Source organism: Scleromatobacter humisilvae, from assembly GCF_023231945.1.
Classification (GTDB): domain Bacteria; phylum Pseudomonadota; class Gammaproteobacteria; order Burkholderiales; family Burkholderiaceae_C; genus Scleromatobacter; species Scleromatobacter humisilvae.
In genome coordinates, this window is record NZ_JAJLJH010000005.1 from 154563 (window position 1) to 168473 (window position 13911).

Annotated in this window: 15 protein-coding genes; all 15 read right to left on the bottom strand. The window is 69.5% G+C overall.

Features of this window, described 5'->3' with window-relative positions:
- Positions 1 to 5: 5 nt before the first annotated feature.
- Positions 6 to 710 (bottom strand): AraC family transcriptional regulator, encoded by a 705-nt coding sequence (locus LPC04_RS18190; protein WP_275683682.1) that lies wholly within the window; start codon positions 708 to 710, stop codon positions 6 to 8.
- Between the two features lie 22 nt (positions 711 to 732).
- Positions 733 to 1842 carry a DUF3570 domain-containing protein gene (locus LPC04_RS18195; protein WP_275683683.1) on the bottom strand — a complete coding sequence of 370 codons (1110 nt, stop codon included), beginning with the start codon at positions 1840 to 1842 and terminating at the stop codon, positions 733 to 735.
- Positions 1829 to 2077, bottom strand: a complete 249-nt coding sequence (locus tag LPC04_RS18200; protein ID WP_275683684.1) for a DUF4266 domain-containing protein — start codon at positions 2075 to 2077, stop codon at positions 1829 to 1831. The genes LPC04_RS18195 and LPC04_RS18200 overlap by 14 nt, the downstream gene beginning before the upstream one ends.
- Positions 2078 to 2079: 2 nt before the next feature.
- Positions 2080 to 2571 (bottom strand): peroxiredoxin family protein, encoded by a 492-nt coding sequence (locus LPC04_RS18205; RefSeq protein WP_275683685.1) that lies wholly within the window; start codon positions 2569 to 2571, stop codon positions 2080 to 2082.
- A 107-nt stretch (positions 2572 to 2678) separates the two neighbouring features.
- Positions 2679 to 3386, bottom strand: a complete 708-nt coding sequence (locus tag LPC04_RS18210; protein ID WP_275683686.1) for an outer membrane beta-barrel domain-containing protein — start codon at positions 3384 to 3386, stop codon at positions 2679 to 2681.
- Positions 3387 to 3396: 10 nt separating this feature from the next.
- The gene (locus tag LPC04_RS18215) at positions 3397 to 4350 is read right to left on the bottom strand and encodes an outer membrane beta-barrel protein (protein ID WP_275683687.1); all 954 of its coding nucleotides are present in this window, start codon (positions 4348 to 4350) and stop codon (positions 3397 to 3399) included.
- A gap of 89 nt (positions 4351 to 4439) precedes the next feature.
- Positions 4440 to 5096 (bottom strand): hypothetical protein, encoded by a 657-nt coding sequence (locus LPC04_RS18220; protein WP_275683688.1) that lies wholly within the window; start codon positions 5094 to 5096, stop codon positions 4440 to 4442.
- Positions 5093 to 8107 carry an HzsA-related protein gene (locus LPC04_RS18225; protein WP_275683689.1) on the bottom strand — a complete coding sequence of 1005 codons (3015 nt, stop codon included), beginning with the start codon at positions 8105 to 8107 and terminating at the stop codon, positions 5093 to 5095. The genes LPC04_RS18220 and LPC04_RS18225 overlap by 4 nt, the downstream gene beginning before the upstream one ends.
- 39 nt (positions 8108 to 8146) lie before the next feature.
- Positions 8147 to 9121 carry an FAD:protein FMN transferase gene (locus LPC04_RS18230; protein ID WP_275683690.1) on the bottom strand — a complete coding sequence of 325 codons (975 nt, stop codon included), beginning with the start codon at positions 9119 to 9121 and terminating at the stop codon, positions 8147 to 8149.
- 342 nt (positions 9122 to 9463) lie between these two features.
- Positions 9464 to 10180: a tetratricopeptide repeat protein gene (locus LPC04_RS18235; RefSeq protein ID WP_275683691.1), complete on the bottom strand. Its 717-nt coding sequence runs from the start codon at positions 10178 to 10180 to the stop codon at positions 9464 to 9466.
- On the bottom strand, positions 10177 to 10725 hold the full coding sequence (locus tag LPC04_RS18240) for a cytochrome c-type biogenesis protein (RefSeq protein WP_275683692.1): 549 nt from the start codon (positions 10723 to 10725) through the stop codon (positions 10177 to 10179). The genes LPC04_RS18235 and LPC04_RS18240 overlap by 4 nt, the downstream gene beginning before the upstream one ends.
- Positions 10718 to 11248: a DsbE family thiol:disulfide interchange protein gene (locus tag LPC04_RS18245; RefSeq protein ID WP_275683693.1), complete on the bottom strand. Its 531-nt coding sequence runs from the start codon at positions 11246 to 11248 to the stop codon at positions 10718 to 10720. Before LPC04_RS18245 ends, LPC04_RS18240 begins: the two co-directional genes overlap by 8 nt.
- The gene (locus LPC04_RS18250) at positions 11245 to 13266 is read right to left on the bottom strand and encodes a heme lyase CcmF/NrfE family subunit (RefSeq protein WP_275683694.1); all 2022 of its coding nucleotides are present in this window, start codon (positions 13264 to 13266) and stop codon (positions 11245 to 11247) included. The genes LPC04_RS18245 and LPC04_RS18250 overlap by 4 nt, the downstream gene beginning before the upstream one ends.
- Positions 13263 to 13715 (bottom strand): cytochrome c maturation protein CcmE, encoded by a 453-nt coding sequence (gene ccmE / locus LPC04_RS18255; protein WP_275683695.1) that lies wholly within the window; start codon positions 13713 to 13715, stop codon positions 13263 to 13265. The genes LPC04_RS18250 and ccmE overlap by 4 nt, the downstream gene beginning before the upstream one ends.
- Complete coding sequence (gene ccmD / locus LPC04_RS18260; RefSeq protein WP_275683696.1) at positions 13712 to 13909, bottom strand: heme exporter protein CcmD; 198 nt, start codon at positions 13907 to 13909, stop codon at positions 13712 to 13714. Before ccmD ends, ccmE begins: the two co-directional genes overlap by 4 nt.
- Positions 13910 to 13911: the final 2 nt, after the last annotated feature.

Consider the following 13911-nt stretch of genomic DNA (forward strand, 5'->3'; position numbering starts at 1 on the left):
CGTCGTCACTGCCAGACTTTGACGTCGAATTCCGGCTGCAGCTTCTGCTGCACGTCCTTGATCTGCAGCTCGATGTACTTGGGCTCGGTCGCCTTGTCGAACTTGATCGTCGTGGCGCGCTTGTAGTCGCGGTCGTGCGGGCCCTTGCCGGTGAAGAAGGCGACGATCTCGTGGCTGCCGGCCTTCAGGTCGCCGAGATAGACGCGCTGCACGCCGCCGCGGTGCAGCGCCTGCACTTCCAGCGGCGTGTAGAGGTAAGTGGTGACGACCTTGTCGTCGAGCTTGATCTGCACCGAGTCGAGGTCGAACAGCAGGCCCACGTCCATCGACACGAACACGGCCACCTGCGTGTTGGCGGGGAACAGCAGCTCCTCTTCCAGCACCAGCAGGTCGCGGTTGAGGCGGATCACGTCGGCCTTGGTCTGCTGCACGCGGTCGTCGAGGCTGCCGGTGGGCGCGGGCTCGGCCGCGGCCGCGGCGCTGGCGGGGCTGTCCGGCGCGGGCGCGGCGGCGCTGGCCGCGGACTCGGGGGCCGGGGCGGCGGCTACGGGCGCCGTCGCGGTCGTGACGGCCGGCATCGCGGCGCCCACGTCGGCGGGCAGCGGCGCCGAGGCGGCGGCGGCCGGTGCGCCGGCCGCGAAGACCGGCGACAGCGCCGCGGCGGCGCACAGTCCGAGGGCGATCAACGCCGTGCGAGTCAGGTTCAGCATGCTGATCTTCCGAAATGTTTTCTTAGAACGTGGCCGACAGCACGGTGTTGAACACGCTCGCGTGGAACGAGTACGGCTTGCCGGTGTCGCCGACGGTGTAGTCGGCGTAATGGAAATCGATGAACTGGTACGAGCCGCTCAGCTTGACGTCGTACTTGCCCGGCACGCTGCGCAGCGTGTACGAGACGGTGGCCCCGGGCCCGAAGTCGTGCATCGTGCTGAGCTCGCGGTTGCGCGTGAAGTAGAGCGTCTGCTGCTGCGCGTTGTCGCTGTAGAACAGCGCGTGGTTCTGGCGGTAGTAGCGGACGTAGCTTTCCAGCAGCCAGCCCGGCGCGAGGTTGCGGTTGTAGCCGAGCTCCAGCGTGTGGCCGCGCACGCCCCAGGTGTCCCAGTAGTAGCGGTAGTCGAGCCGGATGGAGCGGCGGTTGCTGGCGCCGTCGGGCGTGATGTCGCCGGTGGTCGACAGCTTCAGCGCCTTGCTTTCGCGCGTGGTGGGGTCGTTCTCGTGGACGTAGGCGCCGAACACGCGCGCCAGCCGGTACGGGCTCTGCAGGTAGCCGTCGTCGTTGATCGACTCGAGGTTGGCCGAGGCCGTCCAGCGCGGCGTCAGGATCTGAGTCAGCCCCAGGCGGTACTGCCAGTGGTGCGCCGTGCCGACCCAGCCCGGCGTGCCGTGCTGGCCCACCTTGTCGTCGGCGTGGCTGTAGCCGAGCACCACGGTGGTCATGCCGCCGAACACGTCCTGCGTCAGGTCGAAGCTGAGCGTCGAGGCCTGGTAGTCGGGCTCGACGCTCTTCGAGCCGGAGACGTGGATCAGCGAGTCGCGCACCACGTAGTCGAGGCCGACCTCGCCCTGGTTGCGCGTCTCCTTGAACTTGCTGGCGGTGGTGACGACGTCGATCGACGCGTTGCTGACCGCGTCAACGTACCAGCTGCCCGACAGCGACACGCGATCGAGCATGCTCTTGCGCACCAGCACGGCCGGGCCCTGCGCGATCACGCCGCCGCCGTCGTACAGGTGGTACATCGTCTCGGCGCGGTCCTCCGGCAGGTCGACGGCCTGCACCGAGCTCGCGGCGATCGCGCCGCCGACCAGCCCGGCGACCTTGGCGGCGTTCTTAATTGCAGCCACAACCGCCCCCCTGCACGCCGGTGGCGCCGCGCGAGCCCTCGCGCACCGTGTAGACGTGGTCCTGCTGGCGCCCCGGCAGCTCGTTGAGCGAGGTCTTCATCACCGGATCGGCGAGGCGTTCGCGCTCGTACGGCTTGACCCAGGGCTCGATCGGCTTGATCGCGCAGCCGCTCGCGCCCGCGAGCACGCAGGCGGCGGCGACGATCGCGAGGGGACGAAGGCGGAACAGGGGCATCGTCATTCCTTCAGCAACCCGCGGATCTGCTGCTCGTAGTCGCCCTCCGTGCCCGCGCGATAGCCGCGGTGCAGGAAACGCATCTTGCCGTCGCGGTCGATCACGACGGTCGACGGCATCGTGTTCAGGTCGTAGAGCTTGCTGACCTTCTTGTCGGTGTCGAGCAGCACCGGGAAGCTGACGCCCAGCTTGGCGGCCGTGGCGAGCGCGGTGTGCGGGTCGTCGTCGACGTTGACGCCCAGCAGCACGAAGCCCGACTTGTGGTACTTCTGGTAGAGCGTGTCCAGGCGCGGCATCTCTTCGCGGCACGGACCGCACCACGTGGCCCAGAAGTTCACGAGCACGACCTGGCCACGCAGTTCGTCGAGCCGCACGTTGCGGCCATCGGCGCCGCGCAGCGTGAAGTCGGGCGCGACGGCATTGGCCAGGGGCGCCGCGGCGGTGGCCGCGAGGCAGGCGGTGGCGAGCACGGCGGCGAGGAGGGAGCGGATCATGCGCATTTGGAATTCACCTGGCTGGGATCGGACGGTGGAGACGGGCGTGTCGTCAGGGATATCGACGACTCGGGCCGTGCGATCAAGCCGGAGGCGGGTCAGCTTTGTCAGAAGAAGAACGCGAAGCCCAGCGTGAGCTCGGGGTTCTGCGTGGAGGAGCGCTTGCCGAGCAAGTCGAGCGTGTAGATGTGGTCGCGCACGTCGGCGCGCAGCGCGACCCAGTCGGCCAGGAACAGCTTGGCGCCGACGCCGAAGTTCCAGGTCTGCATGCGCTGCGAGTCGAAGGACGTGTTGCCGATGCCGCCGATCGCGTACATCGTCGACGCCTTCGCCCAGTTCTTGCCGATGAAGATCTCGCCCGGCAGGAAGTTCCAGCCGAGGGACAGGTCGTAGTACTTCAGCTTTTCCTGTTCGGCCGTGAAGATGCCGCCCGGCAGGATGTTGCGGAACTCCTTGTCGCTCACCTTGGTGCGGCCGTAGGTGGCCTCGACGAAGAAGTCCTCCGTGATGTCGTAGCCCAGGCGCACGCCGTAGACGCCGCTGGTGCCGAAGTTCTGCGACGAGTAGGTGCCGCCGAACAGGCCGATCTCGAAGTCGTTGGACGGGTACTTCGGCTTGTGCACGTCGCGCCGCTCGACGCCCGGGTTGATCACCTGGTCGTTGGTGTCCGCCGCGGGCGCGTCGGCCGCGCGCGCGTTGCCGTGCGCCAGCAGCGCGAGCACGCCGGCGGTGGCAAGCGTGGCCGCGGTCGCGCGCATCGCGAGCGACAAGGTGGACGGGCGTGCGGCGGTCTTGGAGCGGCTCTTGGCGGTCATGGGCGGCGCATCAGAAGAAGAAGGAGAGTCCGGCGGTGGCCGCGCGGTACTCGATCGAACGCTGGTCGGAGACGAACGCGGTGTAGATCGCGTAGTCGGCCCGGATCATGAAGCGGTCGGTGAGGTGGTAGCGCGCGCCGACGATGGCGTCGGCCAGGCGCGCGTTGGTCTGCTGGAACTGCACCAGGCTCTGGTTCGGGATGTTGTGGAAGCGCCCGATGCCGATGCCCGCGAACGGCGAGAAGCGCTGGTCGGACCAGGGCTCGGCCTGCAGGTTGACGTGCCACAGCGTCGTGCCCGAGAACACGCCCTGCACCTGGCCCAGCGTCGACTCGAAGCTCAGCGTGTCGGAGATGCGGTACGACAGCCAGAACTTGATCATCGGCTCCTGGTGGAAGCGGCCGTAGCCGGCGCCGAGCTCCACGCGGCGCGCCAGGTAGTCGTTGAAGGCGACGTCGCCGAACTGGTTCTCCAGGCCGTTCTCGGCCAGCGTGGTCTGCAGCTGCGCGCGCGTGACCCAGCCCACCTTGCCGGTGGCGGTGCGCACCTTGTACCAGTCGGTGTGGCGCAGCTGGATGGACACCCACTCGCCGCGCGCCGCGACGTAGAAGACCGGATAGCCGCGGCCCGCGAAGGTGTGCAGCTCGATGAACGGGTCGGTGACCTGCACGCGCTCCATCTTCTCGCCGCCGGGCACCGAATCGGGCGTCGGCACGGTGGGCGCCGAACCGGTGGTGACCGGCGCGGGGATCTCGACCGGCGCGGCGCCGGGCACCGGCACGAGCGCGGTGCGCGGCTTGTCGTCGACCGCGGAGGCAGCGTTGGCCGGCGCCGAGGCTGAGGCGACGGGTGCCGACGCCGCCGACGCCGGAGCGTCGACATCCGCCGCGCGCGCGACGCCGCATGCGAGCACGCACGCGAGCAACGCCACGGCGCGCTGCAGCGACAGGGACAAGGACGACACGGCGCGCACGCCGCCGACCGTGTGCACCCCTGGCGCTGCGCGCCGCCCCGCCGAGCGGGGGCCTTCGCCCTTCGGGCGGCCGCGCGGGCTCATTGCGTGTTGCACGTACCCGTCGCCGGATCCGCAGGAGTGAACATGCTGTAGCTGGAGGTGCTGAATTCGTCCTGGCCCTTGGGCACCGGATGGCTGATCCAGTAGTTGATCAGCTTGGCGTTCGGATCGTCCTGGCTTGCGAAGATGCGGCCGCCGCCGTGCAGCACGTTGAGGACGAGGGGCTTGTCGAACAGCCGGCTCTGCAGCGGGCTGCCGAAGATGGTCACGCCCTGGGCCGAGTAGAAGTTCTTGTACATGTCGGTGGCGCGGATCGCGGTGGCCGTGGCGGAGTCGGTCGCCGCGGCCGCGAGGTCGGCGTCGGCGACAGGCGTTGCCGCGACGATCACGCGCAGCGCGCCGCCGGTGCCGGTGTTGCTGTCATGGCAACCGGCGCCCGCGCAGGTGTTCGTCGAGGTGACGCCATTCTGCGTGATGGGCAGGTCCTTCAGGAAGATCGGGAAGATGCACTTCTCGAAATAAGGAAACGCCAGCGTCGCTCCGCCGGTGGTCGACGGGTTCGACACGTTGCCCGGATTGCTCAGCGGATCGCCGCCGCCGCCGCAGCCGGCGAGCAGGGCGGCCGCGATGGCGCCCTGGACGACGCCGGCGCTGACGCCGCGAGAAGGAAACATCTTCGAGATCAGCATCTTCATGGAGTCAGGCAGCCCGCTGCGATCCAGTTGGCGATGGTCGCATAGTTCGCGCTGTTCGCGGGCAGTACCGCAGTGGTCTGGCTGGTCGCGCCGTCCGGGTGCGGGATCGTCGACGGCCGGGCCAGCAGGTAGTCGACCGGCGGGTGGCAGGTGTCGGAGACCATGGTCATCGTCACGCCCCAGTCGCCGTCCGGATCGCCCGTGAGGACGAAGCGGTTGTTGGTGAACGACGTCGCGCCGGTGGGCTTGTTGTCGGAGCCGCGGGCCTGGTGGCAGCCGGCGCAGGTGCTCTCGAGGATCGGGTAGACCGAGGCGATGAACGAGTCCTCGTCCAGCGTGGGCACCATGCGGGTGCCGCTGGTCGGGTCGAACGGGTCGTTGTAGTACTTGCCGCCGGTGTCGATCCACTCGGCCAGCAGGCGCTTCTCGGCCGCGTTGAGCATCTTGGAGTGATCCGGCGCCGACGACGGCGGGTTCGGATGCGCGGCCTTGGCGGCGTCGTCCGACATCAGGCTCTGGCCCGACAGGATCTCCATCAGCCGGCTCTTGCGCGCCAGGCCGCCGGCCTCGCCTTCGCTCGCGGCGGTGTTCACCAGCGCATCGAGGCGCTGGATCATCGGCACGCCGTCGTCGAAGAAGATGATGGGGCGGCCGGACGAGTCGAGCTGCGGGTCGCCGATCATCAGGCGGTCGTACGACACCACGCGCCCGTCGCCGCCGATGGTGGCGCTCAGGTCGGTGTGGTCGGAGATGTTGTGGCAGGTCGTGCAGGTGTTGGCGCCGCGGTCGCGGTTCCACAGCGGCTGGATGTGCGTCGGGTAGTTGATGACGCCGTTGACGGGCACCGGCGTGACGAGGTCGTCGGCCGGGTTCGCGTTGCCGGTGAAGCGCAGCGCGACGGCCGGGCGGGCGGTGACGCCGGTCTTGGCGGTGTCGGCCCAGATGTCGGTGGAGACCATGTCGGGCTTGAGCATCGCGGCGGTCGGGTCGAGGCGGACGTGGGTGTCGGCCATCGTCTCGCCGGACTGGTGCGCGCTGGCCATCGAGGCCAGGATGCCGGCCGGCACCGTGTTGACGGTCGCGCCCGAGTTGATCGGCGCGCCGCGGCGCGGGCTGTGGCAGCCGTCGCAGGTGCGGCGTTCGCCCGGACGCACCTGGATCCAGTTGGTGTGCGTCTGCAGCGCGCGGCCTTGCGCGTCGATCACGGCCAGCGCGATCGGGGTGTCGGCCGGCACGTTGAGCTTGAACGAGCCATCAGGTTCGATCGGCGCGTAGCCGAGCACCTGCTGCGCCTCGAACTCGGTCTCGCCCAGCGAGCTGCGCATTTTCATCATGCTGGTGGGCGGCGCCACCGCGCGCACGGCGCGGATGAAGCGCGCCGGGGCGCAGTTGTAGGCGGCGTTGGCCGGGTCCTTCATCTTGTTGATGTCGGCGACCGTGGCGCGGGTGTCGTTGACGTCGACCGGCGTGGTCTGCGGGATCAGCGGCGCGGTGCAACCCGGGTTGGCGTCGGCGCCGGCCAGCATGCCTTCGCCCATGCGGCCCAGGCCGTCCGTGTCGTAGACGCTGCGCACGTCCAGCGTGCCCATGTGCTGCGAGGCCAGCGTGGTGTCCAGCGGCGCGGCGGCGACGGTCGTCGGCTCCGTGCGGGCCTGGATCGCGGCCACGTCCACGTACATGAAACCGGCCGGCGGCGTGGCCACGGGCAGCATCGACTGGTTGGCCGGATCGAACATGTAGACGGCGTACGGCGGCGGGACGTTGTCCTGCACCGGGTCGGCCTGCGTCTCGGCGATCGGACGATCCATGTCGGCCAGCAGCGCGAGTTCGGCGGCGGACAGCGTCGAGCAGGGCACGACGACGCCGTTCTTGGTCACCTCGCACGGGCGGTACGACACCAGCACGCGGTTCGTGCCGTCCCACAGCGGGTAGGGCCCGGTGATGCGGCCGAAGGTGGAGACGCCGCGGTCGAGGTTGATCGCCTTGTCGGTGGCCTGCACCTGGCCGCCCACCGCCGCGACGGACTTCTTCGCCGGCGTGTTCTGCTCGGAATAGTTGGCCGCGTCGATCAGCATCAGGGCGCCGCCTTCGTGCGTGCGCTGCAGCGGCATCAGGTCGGACGTGAGGAAGCCGGCGTACTTGCCGCTCGGATCCATGTCGCGCGGGTGCAGGAAGCTGTTGCCGTCGCTGTGCGAGCCGTACAGCACGAACATGTCGGTGCCGTCCGGGTTGACCGTGAACACCTTGAAGTGGTTGCGGCCGCCGACGTGGTCCCAGCGCGAGAACATGATCTGGCCGTTCGGGCGGATCACCGGGTTGCGGTCATGCGACTGGTTGAACGAGATCTGCGTGATGCCCGAGCCGTCCAGCGCCATCGTGTGCAGGTTGAACACCCGCTCGCGCTCGTACTCGTCGAGAGCGTAGTAGCTGTGGCCCAGCGCCTGGTTGGGCATGGACTCGGTCTGGCGGTTCGACGTGAACACGATGCCCTGGCCCGCGGGCAGGTAGACCGGGTGCATGTCGTCGTCGTTGGTGGAGGACGTGACGCGGCGGAAGGTGCCGCCGGTCAGGCCGCCCGTCGTCATGTCGTATTCCCAGATGTTCCAGTGGCCCGTGCAGGCCGCGACGCCGCCGACCTGCACCGCATTGGCGGTGGGGCAGCGCATCGAGAACAGGATCTTCTTGCCGTCCCAGGACACCTCGGGCGTGGCGACGTCGCCCTTGCCCATCGTGAACTGCGTCGTCATGTTGTGCTCGGGGGCGCTCGGCGACGACTTCTCGCGGATCATCAGGTCGCCGCCGGGGGCGGTCGGGCCGCCGTTGGTCGGGTTCAGGCCGATCGTGTTGACGCGCTTGGCGTACACGATGGGCACGTCGCCCTGCACGGTGACGGTGCTGGCGTCGGTCTTGGAACCGCCTCCGCAGGCGCTCAGCGACAGCACGCCGGCGGCGGCCAGTGCGCTCGCGCAGCCCAGCAGGGTGCGGGTCGAAAACAGGATCGGCTGTTTCATGGTGGGTCTCTTTCCTTCAAGTCTTCGTCGTCGTCCGCGTCAGCCGAGAAGGCCGGCGGAGTAGTGCAGCGCGCCTTGCGCATCCACGATCACCGCGTCGATGCCCAGGTGGGCGTCGACGAAGCGCAGTCCTTCCTCGACGCCCATCACGAAGACCGTCTTCGAGAAGGCCTCCGTGGTCAGGCCGTCGTCGGCGATGATGGTCACGCTGCGCACGCTGCTCGGGGAACGGCCGGTGCGCGGGTCGAGCAGATGGTGGCAGCGGACGCCGTCGCGCTCGAAGAAGCGCTCGTAGTCGCCCGAGGTCGAGATCGACACGTCTTCCAGCGGCAGCAGCGCCACCACGGCGCCTTCGCGGCGCGGGTCGCGGATCGCCACCGTCCACGGACGCTCGCCGCGCGAGCCCATGACGTGGCTGTCCCCGCCGGCGGCCACCATCGCGTGGCGGATGCCCAGGCGGCGCAGGATCAGGATCGCGTTGTCGACCGCGTGGCCCTTGGCGAAGCCGCCCAGGTCGATGCGCACGCCGCGGCGCGCGAAGCGCACGCTGCGCGTGGCGGCGTCGAGCTGCAGGTGGCGCCAGCCGATCAGCGGCAGCGCGTCGGCCAGCGCCGCGGCGTCGGGCGCGATGCCGGCGCGGTAGTCGTAGAGGTTGCCGGCGCTGGCGAAGGTGATGTCGAACGCGCCGCCGGACAGCTTGGAGAACGCCACCGCGCGCGACAGCAGGCCGAACATGCCTTCGCTGACCGCGACCGGCCCGTCGGCCGCGTTCGCGTTGACGATGGACAGCTCCGACGTCGCCTTGTGCGGGCTCATCGTCGCGTCGATGCGGTGCATCTCGGCCATCACGGCGCCGATCGCCACCTCGGCCGCGTCGCGGCTGGGCGCCTGCAGCTCGACCTCGATCGAGGTGCCCATGATGGCTTCCTCGCGCCGATACCAGCCCGCGCCGGATCCCTGGGCGGGAGTCGGCGACGGGGAGGCGCTGGTGGTGGCGGGCGAGTGGCTGCTCATGATTTTTGGATGGTCGCGAAGCTCGGCGGAGGCGACCCCTGAAATGGGGTGCCGGTGGGCATGCGGATTGCACACTCCTTCGCTTCGGGCGCATCTTCGCAGTGAAGACCTTCGACGAAGCGTGAAAAAGTGCCGTATTTTTGGACGCACTGTTTCGTCGTCCGGCTAATCAGTAACGAGATGTTCTGTTAGGCGGGACCCGGCCTCAGTTGTGTACAAACGCATCCGAAATCCCGCGCGACCGTGAGCTTCTGCACGAACCAGGACGAGCGTCGGAATGCCGGCCGGACATGAAAAACGGCGCCCGCGGGCGCCGTCGATCGAGCGGTCCGCAGACGCGGATCAGCGGTTGGCGGACGCCGCCGCCGACGCCGAACGCGCCTCCGCCAGCGCGCGCATCTCGTCGAGCTGGCCGCGCAGGTACTGGGCGATCGGATCGCCCGGCTGGGCCACCTTGATGGCCTGGTTCCAGGCGACCAATGCGGTGCGGAAGTCGCGCTGGCTCATCGCATAGCTGCCCTTGAGCGCCAGCGCCTTGACCTGGTTGGGGTTGATCGCCAGCGCGCGCTCGACCAGCTGGATCGGCTCGCCGTCCAGGCCGCCGTTGCCGGTGGCCGCGAGCAGGTCGGCGAGATCCGCCATGACGTCGGCATCGTTCGGTCGCAGCGCGGCGACGCGGCGGTAGTCGGCAACGGCCGCCGGTCCGTGATTGAGCATCACCTGCAGTTGCGCGGCCCGCATCCAGCCGTTCGGGTCGTCCGGGTGCTTCTCGGCGCGCTCCTGCAGCACGGCCAGCTGCGCCTCGGCCGCCGGCCCCGGGCCGGGCGGCGCGTCGGGCGTCACCGGCAGCAGGCGCGGCGACCCGATCCAGGCGTAGCCGCCGCCGGCGACGGCGACGACCAGCACGGCCAGCCCGATCGCCAGCCCGCGCGTGGGCCGCGCGACGGCCTCGGCCGCGGTGGCCGCGTCGGTCACGTGCGCGACCGCGGGGCCGCGCCAGACGAGGATGGCCACGGTGGCCACCAGCAGGAGAAGCGAAATCAGCGCGAACAGGATCATGCGAGGGTTCCAGGACGCGCCAGCGGATCGGCCGCGGGCTCGTCGTCGAGCATGGGCTCGGGTTCGAATTCGTCGTCGGCCAGCCGCGAGCGGCGGTGGATCACCAGCGCCAGAGCGGCCAGCGCGATCGCCAGCAGCGTGGCCGGCGCCAGCCACAGCACGGCCGTCGTCGCCTTCAGCGGCGGCCGGTAGAGCACGAAGTCGCCGTAGCGGTCGGTCATGTACTTGCGGATCTGCTCGGGCGTCTGGCCCTTCTGCAGCATCTCGCGCACTTCCTGGCGCAGATCCGCTGCCAGGTCAGCGTGGGAGTCGGCGATGGTCTGGTTCTGGCACACCAGGCAGCGCAGCTCGCCGGTGATCGCCAGCATGCGCGCCTCCAGCGCCGGGTCGGCGGCGGTGAGGCGGGCGGTGGGCGCCTCGAACTTCACGGTGGCGTCCGACGCGGCCGCGGACGGCGCCGAGGCGGGCGCATCGGCCGCGCGCGTCGGCAGTGCAAACGCGCAGGCCAGCAGTGCGGCGAGGCCGATTCGACGCGCGTCAGCCATTGAGCTTCCTTATCAGCGGCAGCACGGTGTTGTTGAGCACCTCGGGCGTCAACATGCCGATCTGCTTGAAACGCACCACGCCCTGCTTGTCGATGATGAAGGTTTCGGGCACCGCGTAAACGCCGAAGTCGATGCCGACGCGGCCCCTCTCGTCGAACATCGAGGCGTCATAGGGGTTGCCGCGCTCGGTCAGCCAGGCCTGGGCCGGCTCGCGCTGGTCCTTGTAGTCGAGCCCGTAGATCGGCAACGCCTTCAGCTTGGCGAACTCGACAAGATACGGGTGCTCGTCGCGGCAGGTCTCGCACCACGACGCCCACACGTTGAGCATCCACACCTTGCCCAGCATGTCGGCGCGACGGATCGTCGCTTCGGGCTTGTCCAGCTGCGTCAGCGCGAACTCCGGCGCGGGCTTGTCGATCAGCGGCGAGGGCACCTCGCGCGGATCGAGATACAGGCCCTTGTATAGAAAGCCGGCCAGGCCGACGAAGATCGCCAGCGGGATGATGAACTTCAACGCCTTCATGCGGATTCCCCGCTCGCGCCCAGCGGCCCGACCACCTGCACCGGCGGGCTCGGCGGCAGCAGCGGCCTGTCGGCGGTGCGCGTCTTCGGGCGGTAGCGGCGGTCGCTCACGGCGACGATCCCGCCCAGCGCCATCAGCAGGCAGCCGCCCCAGATCCAGTCGACGAAGGGCTTGACGTGCACGCGCCAGGTCCACGTGTTGGGCTGCACCATGTCGCCCAGCGACACGTACAGGTCGCGCGTGAGGCCCGGCTGGATCGCCGCCTCGGTCGTGGGCGTGCGCTGGATGCGGTAGACGCGCTTCTGCGGATGCAGCGTCGCCACGTCGTGGCCGTTGTGCGTGACGGGCATGTCGGCCTCGACGGCCTCGTAGTTGGGACCGTGCACGTCGTGCAGGTCGGCGAAGCGGAACTCGTAGCCGCCCACCGTGGCGCTCGAGCCGACGGCCATCGTCAGGTCTTCCTCGACCTCGTAGGTGCGCACCATGCTGACGCCGAACGCGAACACCGCGACGCCCAGGTGCGCCAGCCACATGCCCGTCAGCGAACGCGGCCACTGGCGCATGCGCGCGAACAGCGGCAACTGCGCACCGCCGTCGGAGCGCAGGCGTTCGACGGCGTCGACGACGATGGACGCCGTGATCCAGTAGGCCATCAGGAAGCCCAGCATCGCCATCAGCGACAGCTTGCCCGACAGCCACGCCGTCGCCAGCGCGCCCAGCACCGAGGCCAGCGCGGCCCAGCGCAGGCGATGGAACAGCGACGGCAGCGATGCCTCCTTCCAGCGCGCCAGCGGCCCGAGCGCCATCAGCAGCACGACGGGCACCATCAGCGGCAGGAAGACCGTCTCGAAGTAGGGCGCGCCCACCGAGATCTTGCCCATGCCCAGCGCGTCGAGCAGCAGCGGATAGAGCGTGCCCAGCAGCACCGAGGCGCACACGACCACGAACAGCATGTTGTTGCCGAGCAGCATGGACTCGCGCGACACCAGCGCGAAGCGCGCGCCCAGCCCGACCTTCGGCGCGCGCCAGGCATACAGCGCGAGCGAGCCGCCGATGACCAGCACGAGGAAGATCAGGATGAAGCGCCCGCGCGCCGGATCGGTGGCGAACGCGTGCACCGACGACAGCACGCCCGAGCGCACGATGAAGGTGCCCAGCAGCGACAGCGCGAACGCGAGCAGCGCCAGCAGCACCGTCCACGACTTGAACGCACCGCGCTTCTCGGTCACGGCCAGCGAATGGATCAACGCCGTGCCCGCGAGCCAGGGCATGAACGACGCGTTCTCCACCGGATCCCAGAACCACCAGCCGCCCCAGCCCAGCTCGTAGTACGCCCAGGCGCTGCCCAGCATGATGCCGATCGTCAGGCAGGACCACGCGGCGGTCGTCCACGGCCGCGTCCAGCGCGCCCACGTCGCGTCGAGCTTGCCCTCGATCAGCGCGGCCACGGCGAACGCGAACGCCACCGAGAAGCCGACGTAGCCCATGTAGAGCATCGGCGGATGCGCCACCATGCCGGGATCCTGCAGCAGCGGGTTCAGGTCGTTGCCGTCCAGCGGCACCGGCACGAGGCGGTCGAACGGGTTGGACGTCGTCAGCATGAACAGGATGAAGCCGATCGAGACCAGCCCCATGATGCCCAGCACGCGGGCGACGAAGGGCTGCGGCAGCTTCGTGCTCCACTGCGCGACGGCGAGCATCCACACGGCCAGCATCGCCAGCCACAGCAGCAGCGAGCCCTCGTGGCCGCCCCAGACGCCGGCGATGCGGTAGGGCAGCGGCAGCGTGCTGTTGGAGTTGCTCGCGACGTAGAGCACGGAGAAATCGTTGCGCACGAAGCACGCGACGAGGCAGAAGAACGCGGCCGCCACGAGCAGCCCGTGCGCGCGCGCCGCGGGACGCGCGAGCGCCATCCAGTCGGCGCGGCCGCGCGCCGCGCCGATCATCGGCAGCGTGCCCAGGATCAGCGCCACGGCCAGCGCGATCAGCAGCGCGACCTGGCCAATTTCCGGGATCATTGGTTCTTCTCCGCTTTCATCGAGCCGCCATGCGCGGCGGCCTGCTTCAACGCCGCCGCGGCCTCGGGCGGCATGTAGTTCTCGTCGTGCTTGGCGAGGACTTCCTTGGCCGTGAACACACCGTCCGGCCCCAGCTTGCCCTCGGCCACGACGCCCTTGCCTTCCTTGAACAGGTCCGGCAGCGTGCCGCGATAGTGCACCTGCATCGACTTGACGAGGTCGGTGACCGTGAAGACCACGTCGACGCCATCGCGCCTGACGCTGCCCGCCGTCACCATGCCGCCGATGCGGAACGGCCGGCCCTCGGGCGCCTCGTGCGCGGCGACCTGCGACGGCGAGTAGAAGAACACGAGGTTGGAATTGAAGGCGTTGAGCACGAGCGCGGTCGCGCCGCCGACGGCCACGAGGATGCCGACGATGATCGTCAGGCGCTTCTGGCGAGGGGTCACGGACGCTCCCGCGCCGCGCGCGCGGCCTCTTCGTCGGCCATGCGCTCGGCGATCGCGACGCGCGCCGCGCGGTGGCGCCAGCGCGCGAGCAGCGGCTCGGCCAGCATCAGCGCAGCCATCGTGCCGTACGCGCCCCACACGAAGCCGCCGCGGCCGCCCATGTCGAGGAATTCAGATAGCGAGTGCCATTGCATGG

What these genes read in the sequence shown, in the direction of transcription:
- LPC04_RS18190 (WP_275683682.1), bottom strand. Translation starts at nt 710, where the DNA reads ATGCTGAACCTGACTCGCACGGCGTTGATCGCCCTCGGACTGTGCGCC.
- LPC04_RS18200 (WP_275683684.1), bottom strand. Translation starts at nt 2,077, where the DNA reads ATGCCCCTGTTCCGCCTTCGTCCCCTCGCGATCGTCGCCGCCGCCTGC.
- LPC04_RS18205 (WP_275683685.1), bottom strand. Translation starts at nt 2,571, where the DNA reads ATGATCCGCTCCCTCCTCGCCGCCGTGCTCGCCACCGCCTGCCTCGCG.
- LPC04_RS18210 (WP_275683686.1), bottom strand. Translation starts at nt 3,386, where the DNA reads ATGACCGCCAAGAGCCGCTCCAAGACCGCCGCACGCCCGTCCACCTTG.
- LPC04_RS18220 (WP_275683688.1), bottom strand. Translation starts at nt 5,096, where the DNA reads ATGAAGATGCTGATCTCGAAGATGTTTCCTTCTCGCGGCGTCAGCGCC.
- LPC04_RS18225 (WP_275683689.1), bottom strand. Translation starts at nt 8,107, where the DNA reads ATGAAACAGCCGATCCTGTTTTCGACCCGCACCCTGCTGGGCTGCGCG.
- LPC04_RS18230 (WP_275683690.1), bottom strand. Translation starts at nt 9,121, where the DNA reads ATGAGCAGCCACTCGCCCGCCACCACCAGCGCCTCCCCGTCGCCGACT.
- LPC04_RS18235 (WP_275683691.1), bottom strand. Translation starts at nt 10,180, where the DNA reads ATGATCCTGTTCGCGCTGATTTCGCTTCTCCTGCTGGTGGCCACCGTG.
- LPC04_RS18240 (WP_275683692.1), bottom strand. Translation starts at nt 10,725, where the DNA reads ATGGCTGACGCGCGTCGAATCGGCCTCGCCGCACTGCTGGCCTGCGCG.
- LPC04_RS18245 (WP_275683693.1), bottom strand. Translation starts at nt 11,248, where the DNA reads ATGAAGGCGTTGAAGTTCATCATCCCGCTGGCGATCTTCGTCGGCCTG.
- LPC04_RS18250 (WP_275683694.1), bottom strand. Translation starts at nt 13,266, where the DNA reads ATGATCCCGGAAATTGGCCAGGTCGCGCTGCTGATCGCGCTGGCCGTG.
- ccmD (WP_275683696.1), bottom strand. Translation starts at nt 13,909, where the DNA reads ATGCAATGGCACTCGCTATCTGAATTCCTCGACATGGGCGGCCGCGGC.